The organism is Sphaerospermopsis sp. FACHB-1094, from assembly GCF_014696195.1.
Taxonomy (GTDB): domain Bacteria; phylum Cyanobacteriota; class Cyanobacteriia; order Cyanobacteriales; family Nostocaceae; genus Sphaerospermopsis; species Sphaerospermopsis kisseleviana.
Genome location: NZ_JACJPT010000031.1, coordinates 34,187 through 50,490, shown reverse-complemented (window position 1 = coordinate 50,490; position 16,304 = coordinate 34,187). Strand labels below are relative to the sequence as shown.

The window sequence follows — 16,304 nt, the reverse complement described above, 5'->3', positions numbered from 1 at the left end:
TGCACAGTTTTTAAGGTATACCCTTCAAAAATCTTGCACTTTCTTTCCTCCTGATCAGCCTCAAACCTTTGATTTACGAGTATTTTGGGTTTATTCAGCAAGCCCTAAATACTGGTGCTGATTAATAGCAGCTAAAAAGTTGACAATGCTGGAATTGGGCAACAAAATCTGCCAAAAAAATATCTACATTAGTAACAACTCTAAATATCCTTTCAGATAAAGAAATGCAAAACCAACCTCAAGACAAAGATAATCTGTTAACCAAAAGCCATGATCATGCGCCTTGGAAAAAAGCAGCGGCTTCTTTATCCTTGGTGTTGCTGGGATCAGGGATGACTTTTGCAGGAGGCTATTTAGCAAATAACCAACAGCAAGTGGCTGAAACTGCATCTAAACTAGCTGTACAAAGTGTAAACGCAGCGCCGCCATTACCAGGAAACACAGATCCGAATTTTGTGACTCAGGTTGTACAGAGAGTAGGACCTGCGGTGGTGCGAATTAATTCTTCCCGCACTGTGCAAAGCAGGATACCGGAAGAATTTAATGATCCGTTTTTCCGGCAGTTTTTTGGGTCAAGATTACCGCAAGGAGGAAACCGGGTAGAAAGAGGTGCGGGTTCAGGTTTCATCATAAGTGCGGATGGTCGTATTCTTACCAATGCTCATGTGGTTGAAGGTGCGGATAGGGTGACAGTCACTTTAAAGGATGGACGCACTTTTCAAGGTAAAGTAGTAGGAAAAGATGAATTAACTGATGTGGCAGTGGTAAAGATTGAAGCGAATAATTTACCGACGGTGACTTTGGGTAATTCTGATCAGTTACAACCGGGACAATGGGCGATCGCTATTGGTAATCCCTTGGGTTTAGATAATACTGTAACTACAGGTATTATTAGCGCCACAGGACGTTCTAGCAACCAAGTAGGTGTTCCTGATAAACGAGTAGAATTTATTCAAACCGACGCAGCAATTAACCCTGGTAACTCTGGCGGTCCATTGCTAAATGCTCGTGGAGAAGTGATTGGTATGAATACAGCAATCATTCAGGGAGCGCAAGGTTTAGGATTTTCAATTCCTATTAATACAGCAAAACGAATTTCTGATCAATTAATCACTACAGGTAAAGCGCAACATCCATATTTAGGCATTCAGATGGTAGGGATCACACCTGAGTTAAAGCAACGGATTAATTCAGATCCCAACAGTGGTTTAACTGTGAATGAAAATCAAGGAGTATTAATAGTTAGAGTTATGCCCGACTCACCCGCAGCGAAAGCTGGAATACGTGCTGGGGATGTGATTCAAAGGCTAAACGGTGAAGCAGTAACAGAAGCATCTGCTGTACAGAAAGCGGTAGAAAAAGCACAAGTGGGAGGGAATTTACGCTTAGATTTACGTCGCAATGGACAAAGTATTAATATCGCTGTTAGACCTGGAACTTTTCCCACAAATCTCCAATAATTAGAGTGGGCAGGAAGCAGGAGTTATTTATTTTGGATTTTGGATTTTGGATTGTTTTTGTTATCTCCAATCTCAGAGGATGTTGGAAAAGTATTAGAATTCATGGAGATACACCCAACCACCCTTACAAAGCAGGGCGTTTTCATTCTCTAAATTTGCGATCGCTAGAACCTTTTGACCATCAATATTTGGGCTTGTTTTTCATATTAATTAATCAAAAATTAGAAAAAAAAGCCTCTATTGACCTGTGGAAAAGGGTTTTGGGGAAATGATTTTGCAATTTACCCCCGACTTGGAAAATGCCCTGCTTTTTCAGGGGGATAATGGGGAATCTGCGGGTGTCAAATCCCACACGAAAAAGTTTTCAAACAACCTCTAAAATCTAAAATCTAAAATTATTTTGCCTCTTGTCTTTTGCCTTCTGTTACCTGTTACCTGTTACCTGTTACCTGTTACCTGTTACCTGTTACCTTTCCAAACAGATATGATAACTATTCAAAGAGAGGTGATATAGTAGGAAAAGCTAAGAGCAAAAATAGCTAAAAGCACAGGAATTATAGTATTAGATTCCAATTGGCGATTTTTGAGGATTTTGAAGCAAGATATGGGAATAATTACAGGCCAGAAAATGGTAGTGATTACAAACATAACAAAGGATAAAAATTTATCCTCTGGTGTATATGTAGGGTGAAGAAGGGAAAACTTTAACCAATTGGTAAAAAAATAGCAAGTCATTAGTAGGTAACTAATCACTAATGTTAATTGGATCTGGGTCACTATTTGCACTCCTAAATAATTTTTTGGTTCTGATTACTTCCTCTCATACATTTTGCGCCAAGTCTTTCACAATGGACAATTATCAATTGATAAGGTAGTTAGGATAGCAATTATACATATAAATGTTAATCAGCTATTCCTTTTTTGGTATAGCACAGGTCTAAAAAAGTGGCAAATAAAATGCAGCATCAGCTACATCCTCATTAGATGTACTAGAACCAGTTAATTTGGAACAGACAAAATAGCTGGGAAAATGCTGACCTCAAAATTCAGGAGTGAAGAGTCAGTAGTTAAAGTAATTAAATGGGAATTTAAAGTTGGGAAGTAGACGAAGACCGATAAGTATAACCGACTTGAGAATCTTTTTGAATGTACTGTTTAATACTGTCGAAATCAATGAAATAATCAGCCACATCAATCAGGCTATCACTGGTCATGCTTTGTAGGCCAATTACTTCTACTCTAGATCCCAAGCTGGTAACTGCATTGACAGCATAGGCTAAATCTCCATCTCCACTGACTAACACAGCAGTATCGTAGTAGGGAGCTAGAGTAATCATATCCACAGCAATTTCCACATTGAGATTGGGTTTTTTACCATTCTCGGAAACTGCAAGTATATCTTTGGTGACTACACGATAGCCATTGCGACGCATCCACAACAGAAACCCCTGTTGCTTTTCTTTGCTGGCATCAACACCAGTATAAAAGAAAGCCCGTAAAAGCCTAGAGGTTTGAGTTAAACGACAAAGTAATTTAACATAGTCAATTTCAATGCCTAGTTGCAAGGCACAGTGAAATAAGCTTAAACCATCAATAAAAATGGCTACTCTACCGCGATTAAGATCATCACCAATGCTCATATCGTTAATAGCCTCTTGTGGCTTGATATCTCGACCTTTGACAGTTGTTTTGATTGCAGTTGGTCCTTGCCAATGTGGTTTTTCTTTAAGTTCTTTATATTCGTTTGTTTTTTTGTGAAGATTAGTAAAATTCATTGATGCCTCAAGATTTTAAATTGGGATGTCTTTGATAAATTGCTATTATCTAGTATAGTCGCTGCTAAGTTCATAACCTTTGTAGTAAACTTAGCAAGAAACTCTCTCAAGAGAAGATTTGCAAATAAACTTAACTTACAGCAGAATTCATGAGTCAGTAGAGAAGTTTGGGCGGAATGTCTGTGCAGTAAGTAGTCAGGAGTAAACCAGGCTTGATACTGGATTTTGAAGGGAAATTTTCTAAAATTCTGTAGTTCATTTACCTGCACTGGTGTATTTGGACTTATGGCTGATATTGAAGTGATAACCCAGAATTTGGGAGTATTTCAAGATCCCTGTTGGCACAGGGACAAATATTAAAAAAATATTAAAAAATTGTGATCATTTCAGGTGGAAGTTACTTTTGTATTTTCGGTGTTTTCTATGGTAAGAGGCGTGAGGCCTTGTATGGTGAGAACAGAGCAATAAGCATGATGTAAAACGTAGTTGCTGACGCTGCCTAATAAAACTTCACTGATGCCAGTACGTCCCCTGCGACCGACTATAATTAAGTCAGCTGGCCAACTTAAAGCTAATTCACAGATCACTCGGCCTGCATCACCTACTGTTTGGGTAAATTCAGTTTTGACACCTGCCTTAATTGCCGTTTGAGTTAGCGATCGCATCCAATCTAGTCTATCTTGTTTTAGTTTATCCCAAGCTTGCATATATTGATTAATAGTTTCAGTATGCAAGGTAGGATAAATTGTTTCTGGTTGCAAAAATATGGGATTGATGTAAGGATCTTCTAAGGGGGATAGAACGTGAAGCAACATCATTTCTGCCTCACTTGCCTGAGCCAAAAATAGAGCTTGATCAAAAATATACTGACTTCTTTCTGAGTTGTCGAGAGCAACTAAAATTTTGTGAAACATAGTTAGTCTTCCTTGGGGAGTATTTTAAATCTATACCTATTGTGGTTTTTATCTGATATAACTTCGGCTATATTGGCCATGTTAATCAATTTTTGGGAAATATGCAGGAATAATAAATCATCAACTCGCTGAGTATCAATATTGTAAACTTGTTGTAAGAATTCAGGAGTCAGGAGTCAGGAGTCAGGAGTCAGGAGTCAGGAGTCAGGAGTCAGGAGTCAGGATCAGAATTTTTAAATCAGGAATTAGGAATGAACTGATTCGAGATTTTATAAGAAAATAGGCTGTATCTTTAACAGTGCAACAAGGATCACAAATTTAAAAGTTTTCTGTCTGTTACGAAGATTTACAAAAATCATAGGTAATAGTTAGGGGAAAAGATTGATTACCAATCACCAATTATCAGTTACCCATGCAAAATCCTTGCAGCTAAAATCCGAAATCCAAAATCAGTATCAGGAGGTGATGGTGATGGTGTTAAGATTTCGCAACCGTAAAGAAGCAGGAAAAATGTTAGCGCAAAATTTGACCGCTTATGCTAACGAAGAAAACTTGTTGGTGTTAGCTTTACCGCGTGGGGGTGTGCCAGTGGCGTTTGAAGTAGCGAAAGCTTTAAATGCACCTTTGGATGTTTGTATAGTGAGAAAATTGGGTGTACCTGGTCATAAAGAATTGGCAATGGGGGCGATCGCTTCTGGGGGAATAGGGGTACTAAATTCTGATGTGATAAATACGTTGGGAATAGATAAAGAAGCGATTCAGGCAGTTGCGGCTGAGGAGTTGCAAGAATTACAGCGGCGCGATCGCACTTATCGCGGGGATGCTCCACCTCTAAACGTCGAAAATAAAACTGTGATTTTGATAGATGACGGTATTGCTACTGGTTCAACTATGCGTGCTGCTATTGCGATTCTTCAACAACAACAACCTAAAAAAATAGTTGTTGCTATACCAGTTGCACCGACAAGCACTTATAAAGAATTGCAGTCAGAAGTAGATGAAATAGTGTGTTTGCAAATTCCAGAAATCCTCTCTGCGATTGGATTATGGTATGAAGACTTTTCCCAAACTACTGATGAGGAAGTGAGAGAAATTTTAGATTTACAGAGTGTAAACTTCCTCAATTAATGCTGCTAAATCTTTGTTTCTGCCATTATCAGCTGATTATTGATTACTGATAGCTGAATACTTACGATTTTAGATTTTACCAATCACCAATCACCAATCACCAATCACCAATTACCAATTACCAATCACCAATCACTTAAAAGGTTAAACCAATGAAAGCTCAAGAATCTGGGAATGTTTTAGAGCAAATAGTTACTATTGAGGTAGGACTACTAAGACTCAAAGGAGAATTAGTTGTACCGCCAGAAGCTCAGGGAATTGTTGTATTTGCTCATTGTAGTGGCAGTAGTCGCTATAGTAGCCGCAATCATTATTTAGCTCATTTGTTGCGTCAGCAGGAAGGATTGGCAACTATATTAATAGATTTATTGACGGAAGAAGAAGATGCAATTGATCAGCGTACTCAACATTTACGTTATGATATTAGTTTTCTGGCTTCGCGGTTAATTACCGTCACAGACTGGTTGTTTGAAAATACCCTGACTCGTGATTTAAAAGTTGGTTACTTTGGTGTAAATAGAGGTAGTGGGGCAGCATTTTTAGCTGCATTAGCTCGTCCGATGAATGTGGGGGCGATTGTTTGCCGTAGTGGTTATACTGATTTGGTAATTGAAAGTCTTGGTTATGTACAAACTCCAACTTTGTTGATTGTTGGTGGTCATGATTGTGCGATAATTGCTATGAATGAGGATGCAATAGTAGAAATTCCCACTCAGCATAAACAATTAGAAATTATTCCTGAAGCTAGTCACAAGTTTAGCGAACCTGGTGCTATGGAGGAAGTAGGAAGATTAGCGAGTCAATGGTTTAAATATTATCTTTCACCTGTTGAGGAAAAGGAATTGCATTTACACGCAATGTCGTTATTAATTGATAATTGACAATTGATAATTGATAATTGTTTCATTCAATGTTAAAAACCTCCCCTAAGTTCATTCCTCAATTAAATTCAATTATTTCACTTAGTCTCTGATTGAAAACACTTATAGTTAAGATTCAGCTAAGGAAATAAGAGTAAATCAATAGTTGATATAATTAATTGTTTTAATTTTCCAAATTCCAACCCAAGGCAGATGCTACTTGACCGGCTAATTCTAGAGGATTAAATGGTTTGGCGATCGCACTTTTCATACCTAACTGAGCATAGCGACGACGATCAGCGGCTTGAATTTTGGCAGTTAACAAAATCACAGGAATTTCTTTTGTATTTGGATTTGCTTGTAAATTTGCAAAAGCAGCAATTCCATCCATATCTGGCATCATGACATCTAGTAAAATAGCATCTGGTTGATGATTTTCTGCTTGTACTATTCCCTCTTTCCCAGAACTAGCTGTCAGCACTTCCCAACCTGCAACAGTTTCTAAACAAATTTTGGCTACTTCTTGAATATACTGCTCATTATCAACTACTAAAATTCGCTTTTTGTTCATAATTTCTATCCCCTGATAAATTTTGGATTTTAGATTTTAGATTTTAGATTTTAGATTTTAGATTGGGAATGTGAGATACTGATGTTGATTGTAACATCATTTTCCCGATCTGACTCTTGACTAATGATTATGGGTAATTCTTTGTAGCAGATCCATCACCCGTTGTTCAAATTCTTGGGTAGTAACTCTTCCTTTAGTCAAAAATTCTGTATGTCCTAATTTTAGTCGATGGCGTTCCGAATCATCCAAATCCTTAGCAGAATAAACAACTACGGGAATACTAAAAAGTTGATTATGTTGTTTTAACCAATCTACAACTGTAAAACCATCACTCTCTGGCAAGATTAAATCAAGAATTAGTAAATCAGGATTTACCTTTTGACTGAGATGAATAGCTTCTCTACCAGTTTTAGCCAGGAAAGTTTCAATATCATGTCTAGCAAACAAAGTTGCTAATAAATCTGCCAAATCATGATCATCTTCAACAATTAAAATCTTAACTTTGCGAGAAGGTTCAGATACAACTTTTCTCAAGGAATTTAACAGGGAATTTTCCTCTACTGGCTTGCTTAACCAATCAACAAAATTAGCACTGGGTTGATTATTTTTATTGGGTTTGTAGACACTACAAATCACAATTGGTATATCCTGAGTATCTGGACGTTTCTTTAATAGTGCCATTGTTTCCCAGCCATTCATACCGGGCATGACTAAGTCTAATACAATGACATCGGGATGTTGAGCAACGGCTTGAGCGATCGCCTCTTCACCACTATCTACTGTAATTACCCGATATCCCCCTTGTTCCAATAAGTTTTTTAATTCACTACGAATTACCGCATCATCATCACAAACTAAAACCAAAGGAGAATGCTGATTATTAATGATAATTTCTTCAGTTTCTTCAGTGGCTAAATTTTCTAATTCAAGTGTTTGATCAATCTGGCCAATTGGCAGTGTAAAATAAAAACTACTACCTTTGTTTAACAAACTTTTTACCCAGATTTGTCCGCCGTGCTGCTGTACAATACTCTTACAAATCGCTAACCCTAAACCAGTACCATCGTGGTTGCGTGAATCTGAAGAATCAACTTGTTGAAATCGTTCAAAAATACTATCTAACTTATCAGATGGTATTCCCCGTCCAGTATCTGTAACTGTCACCAGCACCTCATTTTCTTTTAATTCTGTCAGCAAGGAAACTGTAGCCCCAGATGTGGAAAATTTAATCGCATTACTCAACAAATTTGTTAAAGTTTGAATGATCCGATCCGGATCAGCCCAGAGTTTTACAGATACACTAGAAATAGATAATTTTACCCCAGCTTTATTGGCTAGAGGCTGCATAATATTCACAGCCGAGTTAATTAAATCTTCTGAATTACAAGTTTCCCGTTCCATTTTGACTTTACCCGACTCGATGCGCTCAATGTCGAGAATGTCATTAATTAATCTTACTAAACGCTCGGTGCTATCAGTGGCTATTTGCAACAAGCGTTTACCCTGTTCTGAATCTGTTGGTAATAAACCACTAGCTAACATTCCTAAAGATCCGTGAATTGATGTTAGGGGAGTACGCAATTCATGACTAACAACAGAGACAAATTCATCTTTCATTTTTTCCACTTGTCTACGTTCAGTTATATCTCGCAATATTACTGTGTAAACACATTCTTCACCCACTTCTAATTTAGAAATAGAAGCTTCTGCGGGAAATTCAGTACCATCTTTGCGGCAACCAAATATTTCTCTTCTTTCTCCCATTCTGCGAGCAGAACCTGAAGATTTACCAAAATCAGATACATGATGGCGATGTTGTTCAGCAAAGCGCATAGGTAAGAGTAAATCTAGTTTTTCTCCTAGCACTTCTTGAGCAGAGTAGCCAAAAATCTTTTCTGCACCTTGATTAAATAAAGTAATTTTTTGATTACTATCAATAGAAATAATGGCATCATCAGCTATACTTAAAATGCCTTCAAATCGAGTTTGAGAAATTCGCAGGGCTTCCTGTGTCCGTCGTCTTTCATCGAGTTGTGATTGTAATTGGTGATTAACAGTAATTAACTCGGCTGTACGTTCTGCTACTCTTAATTCTAGTTCGTCTTTAGCTTTGTGCAGTGCTAATTCTGTTTGCTTGCGTTGAGTAATATCACGAGCAAATATTTGGGCTGCTGATTGACCTTGGTAGGTGAGAGAAGCAACCACTATTTCTACATGAATTTTCCTACCGTCTAATCTGACAAACTTAACTTCATGCAAGGAAATTGATTGTTTATTGATTTGGATATTTTGCAGTTCTTTGTTCATTTCCCTGTGAAAATCGGGATGTACAAAGTCAATAAATTTCTTACCTAATAATTCTGCTGTTGATGTAACACCAAAAAGTTTCACTGTGGCACTGTTGACAAAGACAAATTTATCTGCACTGACAATCAAAATTGCTTCTGGATAAACTTCTACTAAATTGTGATAACTTTCCTGAATAAATCTACTTTGATTTTCTAGGTTATTAACTTGCTTGTTTCGATTTTGCGCCATTCTTCTTAACAGTTTCACCCGTTCTAATCTGTTAATAATGCGGTTAACTAGCTCCGATTCTATGATGGGTTTGCTGACAAAATCATCAGCACCTGCGCTAAAAACTTGATTCACTATTTCGACATCGTTATGGACAGTAAGAAATAAAATTGGTAGTTCACTACCTTGGGGATCATTGCGAATCATTTGACATAATTCAATCCCATTTGTACCAGGCATTTCTATATCTAAAATTAGCATATCTGGCTGGACGCTTTGCCAAGTTTGCCAAAAATGCAGGGTATAATTAAGTGGAATAATTTCCATTCCCCAAGGTGTAAGTAATGTTTGTAATAATGCTAAAATTTGTGGGTCATCATCTACGACTAATATTTTGGCTTTAGTGGTTGTTTGGTCTAATGGTTGTGGTAAATTTAAAGAATGTTTATGGTTATTATTATGGCAGGGTAGATTTTCCTGATTTTTGCTATCAATTTCTTGACGGAGTAATTTAACCCAATTTTTGAGATTGGTTGTATCACTTGTAGTTAGGGTTTTACCAGATTTGAGTAATTTCTCAATTTTTCTCGCTAATTCTGAACCATTAGGTAAACCAAAAGTGCCTAAAGATCCCGCTAAAGTGTGGGCTTCTTTAATAGCCTGTGATAGCGCAAGTGATGAATTTTCAGTTTGCACTTCTGAGTTTAAGCTTGAGTTTAAGCTTGAATTTACAATTTGTTGTACTGCCTGTTCTATGATAGTAACTTGTTCCTCTACCCGTCCACGAAATCGCTGCCAAATTGCCCCAATAGCTGTCAGAGTTTGCTGAGATTTTAAATTCCTTTTCTGATCCTTGAATACCCCTGTTTCTCCTGTTTCTTTGGTCTTTTTATTTCCCCTGTTTCCTAATTGCTTTTCTTCATCTTCCTGGGGTTTAAGACGATAACCAATACCATATACTGTTTCTACTAAATCGTGAGGCGCTCCCACTGATTTTAGCTTCATACGTAAACCTTTAATGTGGGTGCGAACGGCTTCTTCTCCCGGTGTGTCTTCATAGGACCAAAGATGCTCTAAAATCATGCCACAGCTAAAGACTCGGCGATTATTTCGCATCAAGAGTTCTAACAAAGCATACTCTTTTGGTGTGAGTGAGAGGAGATTCTGCTGATATATTACTTCACAACTACTGGGATCTAATCTTAAGTTACCCCATTCTAATACAGGTTGTGAAGCGATGCTTCCCCGTCTTAATAATGCCCTAACACGAGCTATAAGTTCTTCTTGATTGAAAGGTTTAACTACATAATCATCAGCACCTGCATCTAAGCCAATGGCTTTATCGTGAGAGCTATCACATCCTGTTAATAATAAAATCGGTACTTGCCGACCACTAGAGCGGATTTTCTTACATAAACTAATACCATCCATTTTGGGTAGTATAACATCTAAAAGAATTAAATCATAGTCGTAAGTTTCGACTAAATCCCAGCCTGCATCACCATCATTGGCCACTTCTACTGCATAATTTTGCTCAGTGAGAAAGGTGGTAAGTGCATAGGCATTTAACTGGTCATCCTCGATCACTAAAATCTTCATATTAAAAGCTTCCCTAATCTAGTAGCTTTAAAAGCTGGTAATAGTGGAAAACAACTTAATATTAAATTATGTTTTCCTAGATATAATTTAAACAAGTTTAACTCTATACATTAAATAGTAACATAGTAACATTGATGTAGAAATATAAATTTATATCAAGCTGAAAATATATATTCTGTAATAATTCGGTGCTAACAAGTCAGAATAATTGATAAATCAGTAGATGATGAAATATAAATTAAATATAAATTAAATATAAATTAAATATAAATTAAATATAAATTAAATATAAATTAAATATAAATACTAGCCTGTAAATTGCTTTGATTATCAGTAAGCATTCAGCTAACAGCCCTCAGTAGTCAGCTTTTTCAGGCTTACGCCAAACATACCTATTGGATACAGCAGATTGCAGATCAATGAGGCTTCGCCGTGAGCGTCAGCCGATAGAGTAGCGTGGCGTTAGCCATACGGTACAGAATCTAAATTAAAACCTATACACAAAGCCAGTTTTACTCCTGACTCCTGCTGTAATTAACCAATTTCTCAGATGAATACTGACTGAATTACCAATAATCCAGGACTTACGCAAAAGGGAACGAAAGTAGGGGTAATTCATGAATTACCCCTACGCAAGAATAAGGTTTTTAGTCATATCTTGCGTAAGTCCTATAATCTATCCTCACAAGTTCCTCAAATTGTTTGCCTATAAGCATAAGTGTAAAACCAAGTCACAGGGCAGGTGTGAAAAATTAACGAATTGTGAAGATTAGTGTCAAGAAATCCAAATGAAATAAACATATTTTGACTAACCAAGAATCTAGAAAGCAGAAAGAGCTATTTTCAATAATTGGCGAGCTAAGATGGGGGTAGCGATGTTTAACAAAATTTTAGTTGCATTGGATCGCTCGGACATGGGAAAGCAAGTTTTTGAACAAGCCCTGTCTTTAGCAAGGTTAACATCAGCCAAATTAATGCTATTGCACGTTTTATCACCTGATGAAGACGGCATTCATGATGTAATGGTTATTTCTCAGATGGATTACTATCCAGGCTGGGGTGATGACAGCATGAAAAGGTACTTGCAAAAGCTGGAAGTGCGTAAAGACGAGGGTTTGGAAATGTTACAAAAATTCTGCGCCCAAGCAAATTCTGAGAACATTAATACTGAATTTTCGCAAAATGTTGGTAGTCCGGGTAAAGTAATTTGTAACTTTGCCAAAGAATGGAATGCGGATTTGATTGTGATTGGACGACGTGGACTGTCTGGAATCACCGAATTTTTAATCGGTAGTGTTAGTAATTATGTTTTACATCATGCACCTTGTTCTGTGTATATTATACATTTTGAGGGAATAGGGAATAGGGAATAGGGAATAGGGAATAGGGAATAGGGAAGATTTTTAAATATTACCAATTACCAATTACCAATTACCAATCAATCAACAATTATCAATACTTATGAAAACTACAGATTCACCTCCTAAGAATCATCCGAGTGGAGATAAACGTTTGAAAATGTTGGACGCAACTATCAAACGGCATCAATATCAACAAGATGCACTGATTGAAATTCTCCATCGGGCTTCAGAATTATTCGGTTATTTAGAACTAGATTTATTGTTGTACATTGCCCACCAATTAAAATTACCACCCAGTCGGGTTTATGGGGTAGCAACTTTCTATCATTTATTTTCCCTTGCGCCCAAAGGTAAACATAATTGTGTAGTTTGTACAGGTACTGCTTGTTATGTAAAAGGCGCACAGGAGATTTTAACAAGTTTAGAAAATACCACCAAAATTAAAGCTGGAGATACAACACCTGATGGGGAAATTTCCCTGTTAACTGCAAGATGTTTAGGTGCTTGTGGTATTGCACCGGCGGTAGTTTTTGATGGTGCTGTTTTAGGAAATCAAACTTCAGAAACAGTTTGTGAAAAAGTGGGAGAATGGCAGAATGGAACTAAATGAATTATTAGAAATTGCCAGAATAGAACGTTCTCAGGCGAAACCTGTACAGATTCGTTGTTGTACTGCTGCGGGTTGTTTGTCTTCTGGTTCTCAAATGGTGAAAGATAACTTAGAAAAATCTGTAAAAGCTGCGTGTTTAGAGGATGAAATTCATGTTTCTGGTGTGGGTTGTATGCGGCTTTGTTGTCAAGGTCCTTTAGTTCAGGTGGATCAAGAAAACAACAAAGAAACGAAACTTTATGAACAAGTTACCCCAGAGGATGCAGCAAAAGTGATTGAGGCTGTACAGGGTAAGGAAACAGATTTAAAACAGCAAGATTTGAGCCAACCATTTTTTACTAAACAATTACCCATTGTGTTAGAAAATAGTGGTAAAGTTGACCCGGATAGGATTCAATCTTACATTGTGGAAAATGGTTATCAAGCCCTTTACCAAGTGCTAAGAGAAATGAAACCTACTGAAGTAGTAGAAACTATTACTAAAAGTGGGTTAAGAGGAAGGGGAGGTGCTGGTTATCCCACAGGTTTAAAATGGGCGACAGTGGCAAAATCTCAAGGTGAGAAAAAGTTTGTTATTTGCAACGCGGATGAAGGTGATCCGGGTGCATTTATGGACAGGAGTGTATTAGAAAGTGATCCTCATCGAGTATTAGAAGGAATGGCGATCGCTGCTTATGCTGTGGGGGCAAGTCAAGGTTATATTTATGTGAGGGCAGAATATCCCACCGCTATTAAAAGATTAGAAACTGCTATTCGCCAAGCCCAAAGATTAGGACTTTTAGGGTCACAAATATTTGAATCACCCTTTGATTTTAAAATAGAAATTCGTATTGGTGCAGGTGCGTATGTTTGTGGTGAAGAAACAGCATTAATGGCTTCTATTGAAGGTAAACGTGGTGTTCCTCACCCCCGGCCACCTTATCCGGCGGAATCTGGTTTATGGGGTTATCCCACCTTAATTAATAATGTAGAAACCTTTGCGAATATTGCACCAATTATGAGAAATGGTGCGGAATGGTTTGCGAGTATTGGCACAGAAAAAAGTAAAGGGACAAAGGTTTTTGCACTAGCTGGAAAAATCCGCAATACAGGGTTAATAGAAGTACCTATGGGGACAACTTTAGAGGAAATTGTTCAAGAAATGGGTGGTGGTGTTCCTGATAGTGGTATTGCTAAAGCAGTACAAACTGGAGGACCTTCCGGGGGATGTATACCTGCGTCAAAATTTGCTACACCTGTAGATTATGAATCATTGACTGCTTTGGGATCAATGATGGGATCTGGTGGGATGATTGTCATGGATCAAACCACAAATATGGTAGATGTGGCGAGATTTTTCATGGAATTTTGTATGGATGAATCCTGTGGAAAATGTATTCCTTGTAGGGTGGGAACTGTGCAACTTCATGATTTATTAGTGAAGATTGGTGATGGTAAAGCTGCACAAGCTGATTTGCAATTATTAGAAGAATTGTGTGACATGGTGAAATATACCAGTTTATGTGGTTTAGGACAGTCTGCACCAAATCCAGTTTTTAGCACTTTGCGATATTTTCGAGATGAGTATTTAGCTTTGATAATTGATAATTGACAATTGACAATTGATAGTTACTAATTGCAAAATCTAAAATTCGTATGACAGTAAAAACATTAACAATTAACGGGCAAATGATTAGCGCCCGTGAGGATGAAACCTTACTAGAAGCAGCACAGGAAGCGGGTATACATATTCCTACACTTTGCCATTTAGAAGGTGTGGGAGATGTGGGTGCTTGTCGTTTGTGTTTGGTAGAAATTGCTGGTATGAATAGACTTTTACCAGCTTGTGTTACCAAAGTTTCTGAAGGAATGGAGGTGAATACAAATAGCGATCGCCTCCAAAAATACCGCCGGACAATTATCGAAATGTTATTTGCCGAAGGTAATCATATTTGTTCTGTTTGTGTTGCTAATGGCAATTGTGAATTACAAGATTTAGCCATAGAAATGGGCATGGATCATGTACGTTTAGAATATCAAAATCCTAAACGTTCTGTTGATACTTCTCATGATAGATTTGGCATAGATCATAATCGTTGTGTGCTTTGTACTCGCTGTGTTCGTGTGTGTGATGAAATTGAAGGCGCACATACTTGGGACATGGCAGGTAGAGGATCAAAATCTCACGTAATTACTGATTTAAATCAGCCTTGGGGAACTTCTCAAACTTGTACTTCTTGTGGTAAGTGTGTAAATGCCTGTCCTACAGGTGCGCTGTTCTATCAAGGTTCTAGTGTGGGAGAAATGGTACATGATCGAGGCAAAATTGAATTTTTAGTCACTGCCAGAGAGAAAAAACAATGGAATGTTTAGAAGGTTGGGTATCGGGGAATATTTCCTACCAATTACCAGGAGGTAAAACCAATGTTAAACCGTATTGGCAACATCTTTTTACGGTTGCTATTCCTGGGGATATTGACAACATTGATATTCCTGGGTTTAGGAAGTTTCACCTTCCAGACTGCAATTGCTGTTGTTACGCAAATAGAAGAAACTCCAGGAGAAGTTCTTTATCGCTCACAAACAAAATTAGATGATCACTTAGGTAAAGTTTGGCAAGTTGTTTTGTTTAAACAAGTTTACTCTGGGCAAACATCTAATATTAATTTGCGCTTAGTTGGTTTTCCTGGTTCTGCGGAATTAATTCACCCCCAACCGTTAAGAATTACCTCAAAAACTGGTCAAATTTGGAACGCTCCTGATATATTTTTAGATGAAGCACCAGCGCCCACAATTGGTCAATATAATTTCACTGAAATATTGCCCCAATTACCGACCGAACCTTTAAATTTGGCAATACCTTTACCTGGTGCGAAGTCTATTGATATTTCAGTTCCAATTAATGTTGTGAAAGAATGGAAAATATTACTTACAAGTAACAAATAAAAAATAAAAAGGTACAAAGATGGATAAAATAAAATTAGCAACAGTATGGTTAGGTGGATGTTCTGGATGTCATATGTCCTTTTTAGATTTGGATGAATGGTTGATAGATTTAGCTGCCCAAGTTGATGTAGTTTATAGTCCCATTGCTGATATTAAAGAATATCCCGAAGGCGTGGATGTGGTATTAGTTGAAGGGGCGATCGCTAACGAAGAACATTTAGAATTGATCCACAAAATTAGGAAACGCACCAAAACAATTATTTCCTTTGGAGATTGCGCTGTTACTGGAAATGTAACCGCTATGCGTAACCCAACAGGAAATGCAGATGTGAGTCTGCAATTAGCTTATATTGAAGGTGCAGATGTTAATCAACAAATACCCCATTCACCTGGTATTGTTCCACCCTTAATTGATAAAGTTGTACCCGTTCATTACATAGTACCAGTTGATATTTATTTACCCGGTTGTCCTCCTTCAGCCCCTCGCATTCGTGCGGCACTTGAACCATTATTAAAAGGAGAAATACCAGTAATGGAAGGACGGGAAATGATTAAATTTGGCTAATAGTTGATAGTTGATAGTT

Annotated in this window: 14 protein-coding genes; 10 read left to right on the top strand and 4 right to left on the bottom strand. The window is 37.5% G+C overall.

What is annotated here, in order from left to right; translation table 11 throughout:
* Positions 1–224 precede the first annotated feature (224 nt).
* Positions 225–1,460 (top strand): HhoA/HhoB/HtrA family serine endopeptidase, encoded by a 1,236-nt coding sequence (locus tag H6F47_RS12085; protein ID WP_190649329.1) that lies wholly within the window; start codon positions 225–227, stop codon positions 1,458–1,460.
* A gap of 32 nt (positions 1,461–1,492) precedes the next feature.
* A complete protein-coding gene (locus tag H6F47_RS12080) occupies positions 1,493–1,732 on the top strand; it encodes a hypothetical protein (protein ID WP_190346145.1) in 240 nt (79 codons plus the stop codon).
* 816 nt (positions 1,733–2,548) lie between these two features.
* On the opposite strand, the gene H6F47_RS12075 is transcribed toward H6F47_RS12080, so the two are convergent.
* A complete protein-coding gene (locus H6F47_RS12075; protein WP_096571648.1) occupies positions 2,549–3,235 on the bottom strand; it encodes an NYN domain-containing protein in 687 nt (228 codons plus the stop codon).
* A 386-nt stretch (positions 3,236–3,621) separates the two neighbouring features.
* Positions 3,622–4,149, bottom strand: a complete 528-nt coding sequence (locus H6F47_RS12070) for a universal stress protein (RefSeq protein WP_137666156.1) — start codon at positions 4,147–4,149, stop codon at positions 3,622–3,624.
* A 471-nt stretch (positions 4,150–4,620) separates the two neighbouring features.
* Here H6F47_RS12070 and H6F47_RS12065 point away from each other — a divergent pair, with 471 nt between their 5' ends.
* Both H6F47_RS12065 and H6F47_RS12060 read left to right on the top strand, forming a co-directional pair.
* Positions 4,621–5,277 (top strand): phosphoribosyltransferase, encoded by a 657-nt coding sequence (locus tag H6F47_RS12065; RefSeq protein ID WP_190649335.1) that lies wholly within the window; start codon positions 4,621–4,623, stop codon positions 5,275–5,277.
* 152 nt (positions 5,278–5,429) lie between these two features.
* Positions 5,430–6,158, top strand: a complete 729-nt coding sequence (locus H6F47_RS12060) for a hypothetical protein (RefSeq protein WP_190346144.1) — start codon at positions 5,430–5,432, stop codon at positions 6,156–6,158.
* A gap of 163 nt (positions 6,159–6,321) precedes the next feature.
* Here the strand turns inward: H6F47_RS12060 and H6F47_RS12055 are convergent, their stop codons facing one another.
* Positions 6,322–6,708 carry a response regulator gene (locus H6F47_RS12055; protein WP_096571652.1) on the bottom strand — a complete coding sequence of 129 codons (387 nt, stop codon included), beginning with the start codon at positions 6,706–6,708 and terminating at the stop codon, positions 6,322–6,324.
* A 120-nt stretch (positions 6,709–6,828) separates the two neighbouring features.
* The gene (locus H6F47_RS12050) at positions 6,829–10,824 is read right to left on the bottom strand and encodes a response regulator (RefSeq protein ID WP_190649327.1); all 3,996 of its coding nucleotides are present in this window, start codon (positions 10,822–10,824) and stop codon (positions 6,829–6,831) included.
* An 875-nt stretch (positions 10,825–11,699) separates the two neighbouring features.
* Here H6F47_RS12050 and H6F47_RS12045 point away from each other — a divergent pair.
* The 6 genes from H6F47_RS12045 to H6F47_RS12020 all read left to right on the top strand — a co-directional run bounded on the left by H6F47_RS12045 (position 11,700) and on the right by H6F47_RS12020 (position 16,285).
* Positions 11,700–12,197 carry a universal stress protein gene (locus H6F47_RS12045; RefSeq protein ID WP_137666159.1) on the top strand — a complete coding sequence of 166 codons (498 nt, stop codon included), beginning with the start codon at positions 11,700–11,702 and terminating at the stop codon, positions 12,195–12,197.
* A gap of 88 nt (positions 12,198–12,285) precedes the next feature.
* Positions 12,286–12,795: a bidirectional hydrogenase complex protein HoxE gene (gene hoxE / locus H6F47_RS12040; protein ID WP_137666160.1), complete on the top strand. Its 510-nt coding sequence runs from the start codon at positions 12,286–12,288 to the stop codon at positions 12,793–12,795.
* The gene (locus tag H6F47_RS12035; RefSeq protein ID WP_190346142.1) at positions 12,782–14,386 is read left to right on the top strand and encodes a NuoF family protein; all 1,605 of its coding nucleotides are present in this window, start codon (positions 12,782–12,784) and stop codon (positions 14,384–14,386) included. Before hoxE ends, H6F47_RS12035 begins: the two co-directional genes overlap by 14 nt.
* A gap of 44 nt (positions 14,387–14,430) precedes the next feature.
* A complete protein-coding gene (gene hoxU / locus H6F47_RS12030; protein WP_096571655.1) occupies positions 14,431–15,147 on the top strand; it encodes a bidirectional hydrogenase complex protein HoxU in 717 nt (238 codons plus the stop codon).
* A gap of 51 nt (positions 15,148–15,198) precedes the next feature.
* Positions 15,199–15,720, top strand: coding sequence for a DUF3122 domain-containing protein (locus H6F47_RS12025; RefSeq protein WP_096571656.1), 522 nt, complete (start codon positions 15,199–15,201; stop codon positions 15,718–15,720).
* A 19-nt stretch (positions 15,721–15,739) separates the two neighbouring features.
* Positions 15,740–16,285 (top strand): oxidoreductase, encoded by a 546-nt coding sequence (locus tag H6F47_RS12020; RefSeq protein WP_096571657.1) that lies wholly within the window; start codon positions 15,740–15,742, stop codon positions 16,283–16,285.
* The last annotated feature ends 19 nt before the right edge of the window (positions 16,286–16,304 follow it).